Source organism: Specibacter cremeus, from assembly GCF_003946885.1.
Classification (GTDB): Bacteria; Actinomycetota; Actinomycetes; order Actinomycetales; family Micrococcaceae; genus Specibacter; species Specibacter cremeus.
In genome coordinates this window covers 13,551-31,680 of the sequence record NZ_RWKQ01000053.1, presented here as the reverse complement: position 1 = coordinate 31,680, position 18,130 = coordinate 13,551, and the positions used below count along the sequence as shown (strand labels likewise).

15 protein-coding genes are annotated in these 18,130 nt (G+C 69.3%); 11 read left to right on the top strand and 4 right to left on the bottom strand.

Features of this window, described 5'->3' with window-relative positions:
* The first annotated feature begins 290 nt into the window (after positions 1-290).
* Positions 291-1,193 (top strand): patatin-like phospholipase family protein, encoded by a 903-nt coding sequence (locus EJC77_RS17390; protein ID WP_205787449.1) that lies wholly within the window; start codon positions 291-293, stop codon positions 1,191-1,193.
* A 71-nt stretch (positions 1,194-1,264) separates the two neighbouring features.
* Positions 1,265-1,435 carry a hypothetical protein gene (locus EJC77_RS20500; RefSeq protein WP_164520471.1) on the top strand — a complete coding sequence of 57 codons (171 nt, stop codon included), beginning with the start codon at positions 1,265-1,267 and terminating at the stop codon, positions 1,433-1,435.
* 199 nt (positions 1,436-1,634) lie between these two features.
* Here EJC77_RS20500 and EJC77_RS17385 read toward each other — a convergent pair whose 3' ends face one another.
* The 3 genes from EJC77_RS17385 to EJC77_RS17375 are packed head-to-tail and all read right to left on the bottom strand — an operon-like array spanning position 1,635 to position 5,732.
* Positions 1,635-3,104 (bottom strand): aldehyde dehydrogenase family protein, encoded by a 1,470-nt coding sequence (locus EJC77_RS17385; protein WP_125615596.1) that lies wholly within the window; start codon positions 3,102-3,104, stop codon positions 1,635-1,637.
* 11 nt (positions 3,105-3,115) lie between these two features.
* A complete protein-coding gene (locus tag EJC77_RS17380) occupies positions 3,116-4,288 on the bottom strand; it encodes an acyl-CoA dehydrogenase family protein (protein ID WP_125615593.1) in 1,173 nt (390 codons plus the stop codon).
* 28 nt (positions 4,289-4,316) lie between these two features.
* Positions 4,317-5,732 carry an aminotransferase class III-fold pyridoxal phosphate-dependent enzyme gene (locus EJC77_RS17375; protein WP_164520470.1) on the bottom strand — a complete coding sequence of 472 codons (1,416 nt, stop codon included), beginning with the start codon at positions 5,730-5,732 and terminating at the stop codon, positions 4,317-4,319.
* 124 nt (positions 5,733-5,856) lie between these two features.
* Between EJC77_RS17375 and EJC77_RS17370 the strand changes: the two genes are divergently transcribed.
* Positions 5,857-7,350, top strand: coding sequence for a PucR family transcriptional regulator (locus tag EJC77_RS17370; protein WP_125615587.1), 1,494 nt, complete (start codon positions 5,857-5,859; stop codon positions 7,348-7,350).
* 118 nt (positions 7,351-7,468) lie between these two features.
* Here the strand turns inward: EJC77_RS17370 and EJC77_RS17365 are convergent, their stop codons facing one another.
* Positions 7,469-8,647 carry a CaiB/BaiF CoA transferase family protein gene (locus EJC77_RS17365; protein WP_125615584.1) on the bottom strand — a complete coding sequence of 393 codons (1,179 nt, stop codon included), beginning with the start codon at positions 8,645-8,647 and terminating at the stop codon, positions 7,469-7,471.
* Between the two features lie 176 nt (positions 8,648-8,823).
* Here EJC77_RS17365 and EJC77_RS17360 point away from each other — a divergent pair, with 176 nt between their 5' ends.
* The 8 genes from EJC77_RS17360 to EJC77_RS17325 all read left to right on the top strand — a co-directional run bounded on the left by EJC77_RS17360 (position 8,824) and on the right by EJC77_RS17325 (position 18,127).
* Positions 8,824-9,597: a FadR/GntR family transcriptional regulator gene (locus EJC77_RS17360; protein WP_125615581.1), complete on the top strand. Its 774-nt coding sequence runs from the start codon at positions 8,824-8,826 to the stop codon at positions 9,595-9,597.
* On the top strand, positions 9,594-10,358 hold the full coding sequence (locus tag EJC77_RS17355) for a hypothetical protein (RefSeq protein ID WP_125615578.1): 765 nt from the start codon (positions 9,594-9,596) through the stop codon (positions 10,356-10,358). The genes EJC77_RS17360 and EJC77_RS17355 overlap by 4 nt, the downstream gene beginning before the upstream one ends.
* Positions 10,359-10,480: 122 nt before the next feature.
* Positions 10,481-11,995 (top strand): APC family permease, encoded by a 1,515-nt coding sequence (locus tag EJC77_RS17350; RefSeq protein ID WP_125615575.1) that lies wholly within the window; start codon positions 10,481-10,483, stop codon positions 11,993-11,995.
* An 89-nt stretch (positions 11,996-12,084) separates the two neighbouring features.
* The gene (locus EJC77_RS17345) at positions 12,085-13,500 is read left to right on the top strand and encodes an APC family permease (RefSeq protein ID WP_125615572.1); all 1,416 of its coding nucleotides are present in this window, start codon (positions 12,085-12,087) and stop codon (positions 13,498-13,500) included.
* A gap of 379 nt (positions 13,501-13,879) precedes the next feature.
* On the top strand, positions 13,880-15,391 hold the full coding sequence (locus EJC77_RS17340) for an APC family permease (RefSeq protein WP_125615569.1): 1,512 nt from the start codon (positions 13,880-13,882) through the stop codon (positions 15,389-15,391).
* A gap of 56 nt (positions 15,392-15,447) precedes the next feature.
* The gene (locus EJC77_RS17335; protein WP_125615566.1) at positions 15,448-16,647 is read left to right on the top strand and encodes a cytochrome P450; all 1,200 of its coding nucleotides are present in this window, start codon (positions 15,448-15,450) and stop codon (positions 16,645-16,647) included.
* A gap of 44 nt (positions 16,648-16,691) precedes the next feature.
* The gene (locus EJC77_RS17330; RefSeq protein WP_125615564.1) at positions 16,692-16,886 is read left to right on the top strand and encodes a ferredoxin; all 195 of its coding nucleotides are present in this window, start codon (positions 16,692-16,694) and stop codon (positions 16,884-16,886) included.
* 2 nt (positions 16,887-16,888) lie between these two features.
* Positions 16,889-18,127 carry an NAD(P)/FAD-dependent oxidoreductase gene (locus tag EJC77_RS17325; protein WP_125615561.1) on the top strand — a complete coding sequence of 413 codons (1,239 nt, stop codon included), beginning with the start codon at positions 16,889-16,891 and terminating at the stop codon, positions 18,125-18,127.
* The last annotated feature ends 3 nt before the right edge of the window (positions 18,128-18,130 follow it).

Below are 18,130 nucleotides of genomic sequence, written 5' to 3'. Positions count from 1 at the left end.
CGCCACGCCCACCACAACCCGCGCAGAAGAGCCCCGCACCACACGGTCCCGGGGCTCTTCGTCGTCCGGGACCCGCCCACGCCACGGGCCGCGGCGGCCGGGTGGCCGGTCATGGCGCTGTTGCTGATCCTGCGGCGCTACGTCGCCTGCGGCCTGATTCAGGGTAGCGTGAAGGGGTGAGCCTGGAACCGCACCACGATGGGTCGCCGCTGCATGTGGGAAGCGCGACGACGGCACCCGACCGGCCGAGGTCCGGCCAGGATCAGCCGCAGGTCGACGCCACAAGGCGGGTGCGCGCCGCGGGCGAGCGAGCGTTGGTCCTCGGTGGTGGCGGATCGGCAGGCAATGCGTGGCTGATCAGCGTCATCGCCGGCCTCTTCGATGCCGGGTTGGATGTGACCGAGGCCGATCTGATCATCGGCACGTCGGCCGGATCGACGGCCGCGGCCCAGATAACCGGCGCGAGCCCGACCCAACTGCTTGCCGAAATCCTTTTCGCTGCGCCCCAGCAACGGACTGGTCCGATCGGATCCGACCGTGGACGCGTTCCCATTGGGCCGGTGGCCGACCATATGCGGAGGACGAGCGAGATCATCGCCGCCGCTGAGGATGCGGCCGATATGCGCCGCAGACTGGGTGCGGCGGCGCTCGAAATGGATGCGGCGTCGGACGGCTCCGGGCAAACGCAGTGGCGCGCTACCGTCGCCGCCCGGCTGCCCAGCCAGCACTGGCCGCAACGAACGGTGCTCATCACGGCGGTCGATGCGCATACCGGTGAACCCGTCGTGTTCGACCGCCACAGCGGAGTCGACCTGGTGGACGCCGTCGCCGCCAGCACTGCCAATGGCTTCGGTGTCCCTCCCTACGGTATCGGCGACAGCCGATACATCGACGGCGGCTACCGACGATCCAGCGAGAATGCCGATCTGGCAGCCGGATACGGGCGGGTGCTGGTGCTGTCACCACTTGGCGGCAGATCACGGGCGCCGCTGGAGTGGGGCATGCATCTTGCAGCGCAGGTCGACGAACTCCGCGCCCGCGGCAGCAGAGTCGAAACCATCTTGCCGGATAGCAACTCCCGCAACGCATTCGGCACCAATCTGATGGATCTGTCGACGCGTCCGCCCGCCGCTCGAGCCGGTTACGACCAAGGCAGAGCCCTTGCCGAGCAGCTCACCGAATTCTGGCGCTGACGCCCACGAACCCAATCGACTCGGTAGGCGTGACGACACCTGCTCATGTCTCGGAGGCCGATGGGCGCGACATGCCTCACGCTACCTTCCTGCCCCCCGACCTGGGCTCGTTCTGCCGTCTTGACGAACTCGGCCTGTGCACCCTGCGGGCCGCCCGGCGGCAGCGCAGCGCACCGCACCAGGTCAAACGCAAGATGACGCACTGGGCCGTCAAGCGGGTTCCCAAGCCCTCGCCAAAGTAAACGGCATTGCGCTTAACCACCACCGCCGGTCGAGCCCGTCGAGATCACCGACCCCCGGGGTCTCGACAAGCTCGACCACCGCCGATCGAGCCCGTCGAGATCACCGACCCCCGGGGTCTCGACAAGCTCGACCAACGTAGCCCGCGCAGAAGAGCCCCGCACCACACGGTCCGGGGCTCTTCGTTGTCCGGGACCGGCGCTAGGCGCGGGCCACCCCACCACGCAAATACACCGTGGTCGTGTGCGTGTAAAACTCCCGCGCCGACAGGCCCTGCTCCTTGGGCCCGTAACCGCTCTTCTTCGCCCCGCCGAACGGGACATGCGGATCCGCGCCGGCCGACTCGGAATTCACATGCAGGATGCCGACGTCCAGGTCATCGATGGCTTCCAGCGCCTGGGTCACGTCCTGAGTGAACAGCGCGCAGGAGAGGCCGAATTCGCTGTCGTTGGCCAGGTCGAACGCCTCGGCGGTGGACTCGGCCCGGCGCACGGCCAGGACCGGGCCGAACAGTTCGTCACGCCAGAGGTCATAGTCCGCGTCGCCGGTCAGCTCCAGGATGGTCGGCGCGAGGTAGTGCCCCTCCCCGAACGGGTTGCCGTCCGTGCCGTTCTCTCCCGTGACCAGCCGGGCGCCCTGCGAAATCGCCGTGGCGATGCCGGTGCGAATATCGGCGCGAGCCTTCGCCGTGATGACGGGCCCCATCTGCGTCTGGGCCGTGGTCGGGTCTCCCACGCACAGTGCGGCGGCCTGGCGGGACAGCTCGGCGAGGAACTCGTCGGCCACCTGTTCGGCCACGATCAGGCGGGACGTCGCCGTGCACTTCTGCCCGGTGGAGCGGAACGCACCCAGCATGACCTGCTCGGCCGCGAGGGCCAGGTCGGCGTCGGCCAGGACGACGGCGGCGTTTTTGCCGCCCATCTCCGCCTGGACGGGCACGCCGCGACCCGCGGCCGCTGCCGCCAGCGTGCGGCCCACGCCCGTGGACCCGGTGAAGGACAGCCCGGCAAGCTCCGGGTGTTCCACCAGGGCGGTCCCCAACGCGCCGGGCCCGATGAGCAGGTTCACCACCCCTGCCGGAACACCGGCCTCGTCGAGGGCCTGGGCGAGCCGCATGGCGAGCAGCGGCACCGTGCTGGCGGGCTTCCACACGACGGTGTTGCCGTAGGCCAGCGCCGGGGCGATCTTCCACGCCGGGATGGCGATCGGGAAGTTGAACGGCGTCACGAGGCCCACCACGCCCAACGGCTTCCGGGTGACCAGGATCTTCTCGCCGCGCCGCGGGGAGGCGAACATGGCACCGGACTCGCGGTCGCCGTCGTTCCCGTAGTACCGGAAGATCTGGGCGGCGCGCAGGACCTCGCCCCGCGCCTCGGCCAGCGTCTTGCCCTCCTCGCGGGCCAACTCCTCACCCCAGGCCGGGGCGTTGGACTCCAGGATGGCGGCCGTGCGCAGCAGGTGCGCGCCGCGCTCGTGCGCGGGCGTACGCGCCCACTCCCGGGCGGCCTTGCCGGCGGCGGCCATGGCGGTGTCGACGTCGGCCGTGACCGCCTGCGCGCCGCGGGCCACGACCTCGGACGGGTGTGACGGATTGACTGATTCCAGGATGGGGCCGGTGCCCGGCCGCCACGACCCGGCGATGAACTGTTCGAGTTCCACGGTGTTGTTCATGGTCGTCCCTCCTACCGGAATGCCTGGATGCCGGTGATGTGGTTGCCCAGGATGAGCGTGTGGACTTCGTCGGTGCCCTCGTAGGTGCGCACGGACTCCAGGTTGTTGGCGTGCCGCAGCGGCGAGTAGTCCAGCGTGATGCCGTTGCCACCGAGCATGGCGCGCGCGTCGCGGCAGATCGCGATGGCTTCGCGCACGTTGTTGAGCTTGCCGACCGAGATGTGGTGTGGTTTCAACTGGCCGGCATCCTTGAGCCGGCCGATCTGCAGGGCCAGCAGCATGCCCTTGTTGATTTCCAACGCCATATTGACCAGCTTCTCCTGCGTCAGCTGGAATCCGGCCAGCGGCTTGTCGAACTGGTGCCGTTCCAGCGAGTAGGCCAGCGCCGCCTCGAACGAGTCACGCGCGGCGCCCATGGCACCCCAGGCGATGCCGTAGCGGGCCTCGTTGAGGCACTCGAACGGCCCGCGCAGCCCCTTCGCCTTGGGCAGCAGCGCCGTCGCGGGCAGGCGCACGTCGCTCAGTTCGATCTCGCACTGCACCGAGGCGCGCATCGAGAGTTTCGGCTCGATGTTCTGGGCCTTGAACCCCGGTGTGCCGGTCGGCACGATGAAGCCGCGGACGCCGTCGTCGGTCATGGCCCAGATGATGGCGACCTGTGCCAACGTGGCCAACCCGATCCAGCGCTTGGAGCCGTTGATGACCCAGCCGGCGTCCGGGCCGGAGCCGTCCCGGCGGGCGAACGTCTTCATGGATCCCGGGTCGGAGCCGGCGCTGGGCTCCGTCAACCCGAAGCAGCCGATCACCTCGCCCGTGGCCATCCGCGGCAGCCATTCGTTCTTCTGATCCTCGGAACCGTGCTTGTAGATGGCGCTCATGGCCAGCGAGCCCTGGACGCTGACGAACGTGCGCAGGCCGGAATCGCCGGCCTCCAGTTCCAGCGCGGCCAAGCCGTATTCGACGGCCGAACGCCCCGGGCAGCCGTAACCCGACAGGTGCATGCCGAGCAGGCCGAGCGCGCCCATCTCCTTGACGATGTCGGTCGGGAAGATGGCGTTCTCGTACCAGTGGGCGATGTTCGGGCGAATCGCGTCGTCGACGAACGCGCGCACCGCATCGCGCGTGGCCAGCTCATCGGGCGTGAACAGCGCGTCGATGTTCAGCAGGTCGGATGTTTCAGTCATGGGGTTCTCCGTTGGGTGGTCGGTGGGCTCAGTGGGCGGCGGCGAGGGCGCCGTCGGGGTCGGTGGCAACGGCAGTGTGAGGTTCGACGCCGGTGCCCGGGTTCGTCGCGGACACGATCGCCGCGCGCAGCACGGCCAGCCCGTCGCGCAGCAGGTCGGCGCCGATGACGAGCGGGGGCAGCAGCCGGATGACGTTGCCGTGCGTGCCGCAGACGAGGACCAGCACACCCTGCGCGTGGCAGGCCGCGGCGACGGCGGCGGCCACGTCGGCGCGCGGCGCGAACGTCTCCGGGTCGGCGAACTCGACCGCGAGCATGGCGCCGCGGCCGCGGACGTCGACCACGGTGTCGACCTCGGCCAGCAGCGGCTCGAGGACCGCACGGGCCGCCGCCTCGATCTGCAGGGCGTTGGCCAGCAATGTGCCGTCCTCGAACGCCTCGAACACGCCCAGGGCGGCGGCGCAGGCCACCGGGTTGCCGGCGTAGGTGCCGCCGAGGCCGCCGGTGTGGACGGCATTCATGAGCTCGGCGCGGCCGGTGACGGCGCTCAGCGGCAGGCCGCCGCCCAGGGCCTTGGCCGTCAGGGTCAGGTCGCCGGCGACGGCTTCGTACTCGCTGGCGAACAGCTTGCCGGTGCGCCCCATGCCGGCCTGGATCTCGTCGATGACGAGCACGATTCCGTGACGGTCGGCGATCTCGCGGAGCCCGGACAGGAAGCCGGGCGCGGGGACCAGGAAGCCGCCCTCGCCCTGGATGGGCTCGATCACCATGGCGGCGAACGTCTCGGGACCGTGGTCCTGCAGCAGCGCCTCGACACCGCGCAGCGCGGTGACGGCGGCGTCGGTGTCACCGCGCCGGTTCCACAGCCGCCCGGCCGTCGGCGCCCGGAACACCCCGCCCGGGAAGGGGCCGAAGTTCAGCTTGTACGGGTTTTCCTTGGCCGTCATGGCCATGGTCAGCAGTGACCGGCCGTGGTAGGCGTCGTCGAAGACGAGCACCCGCTCGCGGCCGGTGGCGGAGCGGGCGATCTTGATGGCGTTTTCCACGGCCTCGGCGCCGGTGGAGAACAGGGCAGTGCGTTTCTCGAAGTCGCCGGGAACGCGGGCGTTCAGCCACGCGGCGACCTTCGTGAAGGAGTCGTATTCGGTGACCATGAAGCAGGTGTGCGTGAACCGTTCCATCTGCGCGGCCACCTGCGCCTGGACATGCTTGTTGGCCGCGCCGACGCTCGTCACGGCGATGCCGGAGGCCAGGTCGACCAGCCGGTTGCCGTCGACGTCCTCCAGGATGCCGCCCTCCGCCCGGTTCACGAATACCGGGATCGTGACGCCGAAGCCGCTGCTCACGTGCGCCTCACGCTCGCGGTGCAGTTCGGTGGAGCGGGGTCCGGGGATGGCGGTGGCCAGATGCCGCGACTGCGGCAGGGCGGGGGATTCAAGTGTCATGCGGTCCACGCTAGTGGCCTGTGACATGGCTCGCATTGTATGGTTTATCCATGAATGGGGCCTGCACGGACAAATTGTACAAAGGTTGCTCGCGCCCGCCGGGCCACCCGGGAGGACAACCATCATGATCAGCCTGGCGCAGATGCAGCACCTGCTCGGCAGCGACCTGCGACCCGCCTCGGGCAAGGCGGTGGCACACCGGACCGTCTCCGGCGTCCACATCTCCGAGCTGGCGGACCCGACCCCCTACCTGGAGGGTGGGGAGCTGCTGTTGACCACCGGCATCCCGGTCGCGGGGCCGCCCACGGCCATGGCCGCCTATGTCCAGCGGCTCGCGGACCGCGGCGTGTCAGGCCTGGGGCTCGGGCTGGGAGCCGGTGTGGACGAGGTGCCGGACGGGCTTGTCGAGTTGTGCCGCGCCGCGGGACTGGAACTGCTCATCGTCCCGGACGGCACGCCGTTCATGAATGTCTCGCGGGCGTATTGGGACCTGATGGCGAAGGAGGGCCAGGCCGACCTGGCGGCCAGCCTGGGCACGCAAACGGCGTTGGCGCGTGCGGCAACCCGCCCGGACGCGTTGTCGCAGGTGGTCAGGGCGCTCGCGCAGGCGCTGGGCGGCTGGGTCGCCTACCTGCCCGCCGACAACGGCCCGGAAACGTTGTGGCCCACCGGCAACACGGCGATCGCGGCCGCGCTGCGCGCGGAGACCGCGCGCCTGAACCTGGTGGGCACGTACTCGGCGTCGACGTTCCAGATCCACGGGACCAGTGTGGTGGAATACCCGGTGATGGTGGGCCGGCAAACGGTCGGCTTCCTGGCCATCGGTGCCGGGCGCAAGCTCACGCCCGCGGACCGGCAGGTCATCCTGACGGTGTGCGTGCTGTTGTCGTTGAAGGCCGCCCAGCAGCAGGAGATCGCGGCCACGTCCGCGGCGCTGGGCCGGGCGGCGGCGAAGCTGTTCCTGAACGCGCATGTGGAGGCCGGCCGCCTGGTGGCGGCGGATCTGGACATCACCGTCCCGGCCGGCCATGTCCGATTGCTCGTCGCGCGCGACGAACGCGATGCGGCGGCCACCAGGGCGTGGTTGTCCGCCCAACCGGGGGAAGCCGAAACCGGCCCCCTGGCAGCGGCGCTGGCCGACTGCGACCTGCGCTACGAGGCCGGGGACCTGGTGTACTACATCCTGGATGCGACCACGCCGGCGAATGCCGCCACCCTGCAGGCCGGGCCCGTGTCCGCCGCGGAGGCACCCGCGTTCGCTGCCGCCGTCGTCGGTGACCCGATCCCGATGCATGCGGTGAGCGCGGAGAGCGGCAAGCTCGCGGCGCTGGTGCGCACGTTCGACGACGGCCGGCTCGCCAGGGCGGGGGCGGGCGACCTCGACCCGCGCGCGCGGGGCTGGGTGGACGCGCTGCGGGGGTACCCGCGCGCCGACCTGGTGGGCACCGTGCGCAGCTACCTGCGCCATCGCGGCCAGTGGGAAGGTGCGGCCCGGGAGCTGGGCGTGCACCGGAATTCACTGCGGCACCGGATGGGCATCGCCGCCCAGCTGCTGCAGGCGGACCCGGACGATCCGGACGTGGCCGCGAACCTGTGGCTGGCCCTGCGCGGGGCCTGACCTGCGCAGGTGGTCGAGCCTGTCGGTGGTCGAGATGCGGTGGTCGAGCTTGTCGAGACCCGGTTTCGGCGGGCTCAACCACCGGTTTCGGCGGGCTCAACCACCGGTTTCGACGGGCTCAACCACCGGCGAGCCAGGCTCGCACGGCGTCGTTGTGCTCGCCCAGCCGCGGTGGTGCCACGGTGCGCGGCGGGATGGCCGGCGACCACGTGATCGGGTGCCGGATCTGGCGTCCCACGGTGGCGCCGGTGGCGTCCTGCACCTCGATGACCGGCTCGAGCCCCAGTGATTCGGCGTAGTCGAGGCCCTGGTCGATCGTCGCCACGCGGCCGGCCGGGACGCCGACGCCGGTGAACTTTTCCTGCCACACCTGCGCGTCGGCCGCGGCCAACGCGTCCTCGAGCAGCGGGACGAGCTCGGTGCGGTGGGCCACGCGCTGGTTGTTCGTGGCGAAGCGCGGATCGGCGGCCAGATGCTCGATGCCCAGCGTCTGGGTGAGCTTGGCGAACTGGGCGTCGTTGCCGCACGCGACGGCCAATGGCGTGTCCGCGCACCGCAACAGCTGGTAGGGCACGATCGACGGGTGGTCGTTGCCCATCCGGCCGGGGATCTTGCCGGCGCCCAGATACGCCTGGCCCTGGTTGGCCAGCGCACCCTGCAGGCTGGAGAGCAGGTTGACCTCGATCCGGCTGCCGCGCCCGCTCGCGGCGCGGGCGTTGAGCGCGGCCAGCACGCCGATCGTCGTGTCCTTCGCCGTCAGCACGTCGACGAGCGCAACGCCGGCCTTGTACGGCGTGCCGGCGGCGTCGCCGGTGATGCTCATGAGCCCGCCGAGCGCCTGGACGATGAAGTCGTAGCCGCTCAGCGACGCCCCGCCGACGCTGCCGAAGCCCGTGATGGAGGCGTAGATGAGCCGCGGGTTCAGGGCGGACAACTCCTCGTAGCCGAGCCCCAGCTTGGCCATGCCGCCGGGCCGGAAGTTCTCCACGAGCACGTCGGCGCGCGCCGCCAGGTCGCGGGCCGTGGCCCGGTCCGCCGGGTCGGCGAGGTCCAGCGTGATGGACTCCTTGTTCCGGTTCACGGATTCGAAATAGGTGGCGCCCGTGGGGGAGTAGGGCGGGCCCCAGCTGCGCGTGTCGTCGCCGGCGCCCGGGCGTTCGACCTTGATCACCCGTGCCCCCAGGTCGGCGAGCGTCATGGTGGCCAGCGGGCCGGCCAGGACGCGGGAGAAATCGGCCACGACGATGCCGTCCAGCGGGCCGGCCGCTTCGGAGGCGAGGTGGTGCTGTGTGGGCATTGATGGTCCCTTCGCGTGACGCACGGCTGTGACGTGGAGCACCTGCTCCCGGTGCGCCCTAGCAGCGTAGCAACGCCCACGACCCCCATCATTGGATGAACTAACCCATGTTTGGGCAAAATGCATCGCCGTCCATGTCGTCCCGTTGGGTGGTTCGGGTGGCTAAAGTGTGTTGCATGAAAGTCACAGCGCCCGAAGCGCCCGTGCGCGGTCGCGGTGCGCGGGCGGCCGTGTTCGCCCAGCTGGACGGGGCCGGCCGTTCCGAACAGGTTGCCCAGCGGCTGACCGACGCCATCCTGCTCGGCGTGCTGCAGGCCGGGGAGAAGTTGCCGAGCGAGGCCGAGATGGCCCGGCGCTTCGGCGTCGCCGTGGTGACGGCCCGTGAGGGGTTGAGCGCCATCCGCGACGCCGGTCTGGTCGAGACTCGGCGCGGCCGCGAGGGCGGCAGCTTCGTGCTTGCCTCCCACCGGACGCCGGAGGTCATCCTGCGGGCGCGCCTGCATGGCCTGTCGCAGGTGGAGATCGCCGACGTCGGCGCCTATTTCGGCGCCGTGACCGCCGGCAGCGTCGAGCGCGCCGCCGAATTGGCCTCCGACGACGAGGCGCAGCGGCTGGCGGCCTGGCTCGCCGGCGCCGATTTCATCTCCGAACACAATGCCGGCCGCAACCAGGGCGGGTTCTTCCTGGAGCTTGCCGTCATCAGTCAGTCACCGCGCCTGGTCCGCGAGCAGATCCGGTTGCAGGCCGAGTTCGGCCAGTTGCTGTGGCTGGGCATGTCCGACGCCGCAGTGCGGGACCGGGTCGCCGTGCTCAACCGGCGGGTCGTCGATGCCGTGGCGTCCCGGGACGGGCAGACGGCACGGACGCTCGTGCGGACCGAGGTGGGCGAGCTGGCCGGCTGGCTGCTGGCCGCCAAGGAGCACATCGAACTGCGGAGGCCACGCCCATGAAACCCGCTTCCGGCGCCGGCCCGGCCGCCGACCTGCTCGCCCGCGGCGAGGACTGCGCCGGCGCCATCGGCGCCCTGTTTGAAACAGTCTTCACCAACCTGGCGCAGTGGCGGACCGTGCTGGTGGATTTGCTGGCGGTTCAACCCGTGCGGGGCCTGGACCAGGGGGTCCTGGCGCTCGTCGGCGGGGAGCTCACGCGCCCCGACCCGCTGCTGGTCGGGGCCGGGTTCATCGCCGCCCCGGGCATCGTCGAGCCGACCGGCCCGCACTTCGCCTGGTGGCTGGGCCCGCAGGAGGACAACCCGCTGCTGGGCACCACCACCGAGCCCAGCCAGCTGGATCTGGCCTCGCGCGAATATGCGGACTACCTGCGCGACTTCACCGCGCTCGAGTGGTACCGCGTTCCCGAGACCACGCTCACCCGGCACATCACCGGCCCGTACGTGGACCACCTGTGCACGTGCGACTACATCCTGACCATGACCCAGGAGGTGTCCGTGGGGGGCAATGTGGTGGGGGTGGTCGGGGCGGACGTGCTGGTCCGCCGGCTCGAATCGGATGTCCTGCCGCTGCTGCGCCGCATCGGCGCCCCGGCCGCGCTGGTCGGGGACGGCGGCCGGGTCGTGCTCTCGACCATGCCGGCCGCGCCGGTCGGGACTCTGGCCGGGCGCGGGCGTCCCGGTCGAGAGCACGACCCGGGCGTGGAAATCGGCTGTCCGGGAACCAGCCTGAGGGTCATCGTGGCGGCCGCGGAAAAATAAACATTCTATTTAAGATGAATAGGGTGTAGTGTCTCCCTGTGCCTGTGAACCGGGTCACGGGGCCGGCGCGGCGCAGCAGCGGGCGGCCCACCGTCTGCCGCCACCGTCGCCGGAAGGTCACCATGAACCAGCAACAGCCAAGCCCGCCCCAACACCTTGGGGACGGCGATCACCTCGCCGTCCTCGGATACACGGAATCGTTCGACCGGTCCATGTCGCTGTGGGCCAACTTCGCGCTCGGATTCACGTACCTGTCGCCGTTGGTCGGCGTGTACTCGCTGTTCGCCGTGGCCATGGCGACCGGTGGGCCGCCGTCGATCTTCTGGATCCTCATCGTCGGGCTGGGCCAGTTCACCGTCTCCCTGGTCTTCGGCGAGGTCGTCTCGCAGTACCCGATCCACGGCGGCATCTACCCGTGGACGCGCCGCTTGTGGGGGCGGCGCTACGCGTGGATGGCGGCCTGGATCTACATCTGGGCCATGATCGTCACCATCACGGCCGTCGCCCAGTTCGGCTCCGGCTTCCTGGCCAGCCTGTTCGGCATCGAGCTGACGCGCGGCACCACGCTCGGCCTGTCCGTGCTGCTGCTGCTCGTGGCCCTGGTCCTGAACTTCACCGGCACCAGGACGCTGGCCCGGGTGGCCCGCATCGGTCTGGCGGCCGAGCTGGTCGGCGTGATCGCCGTCGGGCTCTACCTGCTCATCTTCGCCCGCAAGCAGCCGTTCTCCGTGTTCTTCGACTCCATGGGGGTCCAAGGCGATGGCTCCTACGCGGCCGCGTTCATGGGCGCCGCGCTCGCCGGCCTGTTCCTGTTCTACGGGTTCGAGGCGTGCGGCGACGTGGCCGAGGAGGTCGCCAGCCCGGCCCGGCGCATCCCCAAGGCCATGATGATGACCATCCTGGTCGGCGGCGTGTCCGCGCTGATGTCCTTCGGCGGCTACGTGCTGGCCGCCCCGGACCTGCAGAAGGTCGTCAACGGCCAGGACATCGACCCGATCCCGGCCATCCTGGAATCCGCCCTCGGAGCCGTCGGGGCGAAGATCTTCCTGGTCGTGGCCCTGACCGCGTTCCTGTCCTGCGTGCTGAGCCTGCAGGCCGCCGCCAGCCGGCTCATCTTCTCGTTCGCCCGCGACGGCATGATCCCCGGCCATCGGTGGCTGGCCAGGGTCAGCGGCACGGCCAAGGTGCCCGCGAACGCGCTCATCGTCGCCTGCAGCATCCCGGTGCTGATCTGTGTCATCATCTTCTTCGGCTCGGACCAGCTGCTGACCGCCGTGACGTCGTTCGCCGTGCTCGGCATCTACGTCGCCTTCCAGTCGGTGGTGCTGGCGTCGCTGCGCCAGCGGCTGCGCGGCTGGCGCCCGGCCGGCCCGTTCAGCCTCGGCAGGGCCGGCGTCGTCATCAACGTCATCGCCCTGGCGTACGGCCTCTTCGCCATGGTGCTGCTGGCCCTGCCCGGCCACAGCGGCGACGTGGTCTCAGACTGGATCGTGCTGATCGGCCTGGGCGTCGTGGCCGGGACCGGCCTGCTGTACCTGTTCATCGCCCGCCCGGACAGCAAGTCCACCGCCCCGACCGGTGACGCCCTCGAGGTCGCCGCCAAGCTGCGCGAATCCCGGACCGCAGCCGTTTCCTGACAACTTCCTGACACCCCGCGGCGGGCCGGTACGCGTGCGGCGCGTGCCGCCGCACCCTTCCGCGCACTCCTAGCGAAAGCGAGCCAGCAATGGCGCAACAAAAAACCACCCTGAAACGGAACCTGGGACTATGGGCCATCGTCGGCCTCGGCCTGGGCTACATGACCCCCACGGTCGTGTTCGACACGTTCGGCATCGTCACCCAGGAGACCAACGGCGCCGTGCCGCTGGCGTACCTGGTGGCGCTGGCCGTCATGTTCTTCACGGCGCTCAGCTACGGGAAGATGGTCCGCGTGTTCCCCAGCGCCGGCTCGGCGTACACGTACACCCGCGAGACCATGCACCCGGGGCTCGGCTTCTTCGTGGGCTGGGCGGCGCTGCTGGACTACCTGCTGCTGCCCATGGTCAATGCCCTGATCATCCGCATCTACATGGAGGCCATGGTGCCCGACGTGCCGGGCTGGATCTGGGTGGTGTTGTACGTCATCGTGATCACCGGCCTGAACCTGTGGAGCATGAAGTCGACGTCGTGGATGAACTCCGTGCTCGTCATCTTCGCCGTGGTCATGATCGCCGTGTTCATCGTGCTCGCGTCCGTGAAATTGTCCGAGGGCATGGGCAACGGCACGATCTTCTCCATGACGCCGCTGTTCCATTCGGGCGTGTCGTCCACGGCCGTGCTGACCGGCGCCACCGTGGTGTGCTTCTCGTTCATCGGGTTCGACGCGATCACCATGTACGCCGAGGAGACCTCGGATCCCAAGGTGCTGCCGCGGGCCATCGTGCTGACCCTCGTCATCGGCGGGGCGATCTTCTTCATCGCCGGCTGGTTCGGCCAGTCCGTGTTCCCGAACGTGGACCACTTCCAGGTCACCGACGACACCTTGCCGGAGATGGCGCTGTACGTGGGCGGCCAGGTGTTCCAGATGATCTTCGTGGCCGGCGCGTTCGCGGCCACGGTCGCCTCCGGCCTGTCCTCGCATGCCAGCGTGTCCCGCCTGCTGTTCGTCATGGGCCGCAACGGGGTGCTGAAGCCGAAGAAGCTGTTCGCCTACGTCCACCCGCGTTTCCGCACCCCGGCGTTCACCGTCCTGGTGGTGGGTGCCGTCTCGCTGCTGGCCATCACGCCGTCGCTGGAGCTGGTGTCGTCGATGATCAACTTCGGCGCCCTGATCGCGTTCACGTTTGTGAACCTGTCCGTGATTGCGTACTTCGTGTTCCGGCAGAAGCGCTACAAGACCGGCAAGGACATCTTCTCCTACCTGGTGCTGCCCGTCATCGGCGCCGGCCTGACCGGGGTGCTGTGGGCGTTCCTGCACGCCGACGCGCTCATCTCGGGCGCGGTCTGGCTGGCCGTCGGCGTGATCTACGTGGCGTTCCTGACGAAGGGGTTCCGCCGCAAGATCGGCGACTTCGCGCTGGAGGAGACGGACGCGGACGACGCCGATGCCGCATTGGCCGGTTCCGGCACCGACGCGGTGCTCGAGGGGGCCGGGGAACGCTAGGGCCCACCCAACCGCCGGACACCCCCGGCCCGGACACACCCTCGTGTCCGGGCCGGGGGTGTCGTTGGCTTTAAACGTGCCGCCCGGCATGGGTGGGAGGGGTGCCGCGCCGCCGATTTTATACGTCAGTAATGAATCTTTACGTTGAGAACCGGGCTTTGGAGGCGTCCGCGCGTGGGTGAAGCCGCGCCCACGGTGGCCATACTTCCCTGCAATCAGGCGGATTAGAGTGTGTGGTGAGAAATTTTGGGCACACCCCTTGCCAGCTAATACTTTCAGTATTAGTGTTTTAAGAGCGTGAAGCGCATCACAGTCTGGTTTGCGATCCGTCGTATCTCGGCAGATCCATGTGGTACCCCCCATTGACCATAGGAGTTCCATGTCCACCCACGTGCCGCCCCAGCAAGAGCTGGATGAGGACGCCGCCCATCTGGCGCGCCTCGGCTATTCGTACGAGAAGCAGTTCAAGCGGGAAATGTCGTTCTGGGGGAACGTCTCGCTCGGCTTCACGTATCTCTCGCCCGTCGTCGGCGTCTACACGCTGTTCAGCGCCTCACTCGGACTGGGCGGCCCGCCCATGCTCTGGTCGTTCCTCATCGTCGGGGTCGGCCAGTTGTTCGTGGCCCTGGTGTTCGGCGAGATCGTCTCGAACTACCCGGTGGCCGGCGGAATCTACCCCTGGGCCCGCCGGCTGTGGGGCCGCAAGTGGGGATGGATGAGCGGATGGGTGTACCTCATCGCGATGCTCGTGACCATCGCCAGCGTCGCCTACGGCGCCGGGTCCTACATCGGCGCGGTGTCCGGGATCCATGTCGACACGCAAACCACCGTCATCTGCGCCGTCGTGCTGATTGCGTGTGCCACGGCCATCAATTTCGGCGGGACGAAACTCTTGAGCAAGGTCGCCATGCTGGGGCTCGTCGCCGAATTGTCGGGGGCACTCGTGGTCGGTGTGTGGCTGCTCGGCACGACCCGCCACCACGACCTCGGCGTCCTGTTCAAGAGCTTCGGCGCCGGCGACGGCGGCAACTACTTCACCGCGTTCGCCGCCGCCGCCCTCATCGGCATCTTCCAGTACTACGGTTTCGAGGCATGCGGCGACGTGGCCGAGGAGGTCCCGAATCCGGGCCGCCGGATCCCGAAGACCATGCGCATGACGATCTACATTGGCGGATTCGCGGCCACATTCGTCTGCCTGGCATTCATTCTTGCGGTCCCGGATTTCGGTGCCGTGATCACGGGAGCGGACGCCGACCCCGTCACGTCCGTGCTCATGAGCGGCTTCGGCCCGATCGGCTACAAGATCGTGCTCGGCGTCGTCCTCATCTCCTTCCTGTCCTGCGTCATGAGCCTGCAGGCCGCCGCCAGCCGCCTGGGCTACTCGCTGGCCCGCGACAAGATGCTGCCGGGCAGCAAGATCCTGGCCCGCTTCGACGAGTCGCGGCATGTGCCGCCGTATGCGCTGCTGCTCGCCGGCATTGTCCCGGCGCTGATCGTGCTGGTGTCCCAGGTCCAGGAAAACGCGTTGATGGTCATCGTCTCCTTCGGCGCGCTGGGCATCTACATCGGATTCCAAATGGTCGTCCTGGCCGCCCTGCGCGCACGCCTCAAGGGCTGGAAACCCGCCGGCTCGTTCCGGCTCGGCGCGTGGGGGTTGCCGGTGAACATCGCCGCGCTGACCTGGGGCGTGCTGGGCATCGTCAACATGGCCTGGCCGCGCACCCCCGACGCGCCCTGGTACGTGAACTACGTGGTGTTGCTGTCGGCGGCCGCCGTCGTCGGGATCGGCGTCGTGTACATGGTCTGGCGCAAGCCCTACCGTCACAGCGACGCCCCGGCCGCCGATGCCATCCCCGGCAGCCTTCGGCACACGCCGGCACCCGTCGTCTAACCCCGACAGCCAAAGCGGCCGGCATCGGCCGCACACCCGAACAGAAAGACATCGTCATGAGCAACACGACCCTGGACGCACCATACCTGGACCTCGCCGACCCGGGATTCGCCATGCAGTCCGAGCAACTGCGCAGTGCAAGGGAACGGAGCTGGTACGCCCGGACGAACTTTGGCCTTGCCGTGTTGCGGTACGACGAAGTCAGCAAGCTGCTCAAGAGCCCCAAGCTGTCGCAGGGCAGTGCGAAATGGCCCGAACACAACGGAGTCCACGGCGGACTCTTCTTCGACTGGTGGACGAAGAACCTGCTGGTCCTCGAGGGGGAGGACCACCACCGGATCCGGCGCCTGCTCAACCCGGCGTTCTCACCCCGGTTGATCAAGGATCTGGTGCCGCGCTTCCAGGCGCTCGCCAACGAGCTCATCGATGACTTCATCGACAACGGGGAATGCGAGTTCATCCGCGATTTCGCCGAACCGTACGCCACCCGGGTGCTCACCATCCTCCTTGGCATCCCGGAAAGCGAGTGGCCCACGATCGCACGCCTGGCCTCCACCATCGGGCTGGCCCTGGGGGTGACGTTCAAGCGAGACCTGGAAAAGGTCGACGCCGCCGTCGCCGAGCTCTACGCCTATGCCGAGGACCTCATCAGGGACCGGCAGGCCACCCCCGGCGAGGACTTCGTCAGCCGCCTGGTGCTGGCGAACCGCGACGGTGACCGGCTCTCCGACGAGGAGTTGCGCAACGCCCTGGTGCTGCTGATCTTCGGCGGCATGGACACCACCCGCAACCAGCTGGGACTCGCCCTGCAGTCGTTCATGCGCAACCCGGACCAGTGGGAGCTGCTGGCCGAACGCCCCGACCTGGGCGGCAAGGCCGTCGAAGAGGTCATGCGGACCAACCCGACGGTCACCTGGGTCACGCGCGAAGCGGTCGAGGATTTCACCTACCAGGGCCTGGACATCGCGAGGGGCACGACCGTCCACCTGTTCACGCAATCCTCCGGCACCGACCCCATGGCATTCCCCGACCCGGACATGGACCTGCTCGCCGAGCACGCGCCGCACTACGGCTTCGGCGGCGGCGTGCACCACTGCCTGGGGCACTTCGTGGCCCGCGCCGACATGAGCGAGGCGCTGCCGTTGCTGGCCCGCCGGCTGGCCGGCCCGCATCTCACCGGGGGCGACGAATGGCTGCCCGACTCCGGCAATACGGGGCCGATCCGGCTTCCCATCGGATTCACCAAACGTTCCTGACCCGCAGCCTCCACACCGCGCGAAGTATCGAAAGAAGGACCATCATGGCTCAGCAAATCACCGTCGACCGCCAACTGTGCGACAACCACGGCCAGTGCGCCATCGCCGCGCCCGCCGTCTTCCGGATGAACGACGACGGCATCCTCGAGTACGAGGACAGCGTCGACGACGCACTCCTCGACGAGGTTGAGGAGGCCGTGGACGTGTGCCCCGTGCAGGCGATCTTCTTCAGGGACTAGCCATGGAACCGCGCATAGTCGTTGTTGGCGCATCCCTGGGCGGATTGCGGGCCGCGGAGCAGCTGCGGTCGGCCGGCTGGTCCGGGCAGATCGTCGTCATCGGCGACGAGCCACACCCGCCGTACAACCGGCCACCGTTGTCGAAGGCGACGTTGGCGGCGCCGGGGACCGTCCGGGAGTCACTGGCCGCGCTCACCTTCCGGCCGAAGCGGTCCGCCACCGATGTCACCTGGAAGCTCGGTACGGCCGTCACGGCCGCGGACCTGGCCGCCGGAGTCCTCGAGCTCGACGACGGTGAGCGGATCACGTTCACCGGATTGGTGGTCGCGTCCGGCCTGCGTCCGGCCAGGGTGCCGGCCCCCGGCCCGCTGGCCGGCCGGCATGTGGTTCGCCGGCTTGAGGACAGCCTGGCGTTGCACGCCGAACTTGCCCCCGGCGCCCGGGTCGTCGTCGTCGGATCCGGCTTCATCGGCTGCGAAGTGGCGGCGACGGCGGCGACGCTCGGCGCCCGGGTGACTCTCATCGAGGGCGGATTGGGACCGATGGAACGGACCCTCGGACCGGCACTCTCCGCCGGTGTCCGCGGGCTGCTGGAACGCCATGGCGTCCACGTCATCCCCGGTGCCCGCGTCATCGGATTCCGTGGTGCCGGGCGCTGCACCGGCGTGGCGCTCGCCGACGGTACCGAGGTGGGTGCCGACGTCGTCGTCGAGGCCGTCGGCTCCGTGCCCAACACCGCGTGGCTGGCCGGCAACGGCCTGGACCTGGCCGACGGCGTCGAGTGTGACGCCCGCCTCCGGGTCGTCGATGCGGCCGGGACGGCGTTGCCCAATGTCGTGGCCGTCGGCGACGTGGCCCGCTACCCGGACGGCCGGACGGCCGGTCCCGCCAGGCGGGTCGAGCACTGGGCCACGCCGACCGACACGGCAAAAATTGCCGCCCCCACACTGGTCGCGGCGCTGGCGGGGGAGCAAACGCCGGCGCCCGAACCGCCCCTGCCGTCCTTTTGGACGGACCTGTTCAACGTTCGCATCCAGGGGGTCGGCAGCCCGGCACGGGCCGATCGCATCGAGGTTTTCGAAGGCGACCCGGCCGCCCCCGCCACCGGGGCCGCCGTCGGGTATTACCTTGGCGATCGCCTCATCGGCGCCGTGACCGCAGGACTGCCGGCCCCGCGGCAGCTTTATTACCGCCAGCAGGTCCTGGACGCGAGCGCGCCGGCCACGCTGGCCACCGTCTGAGAC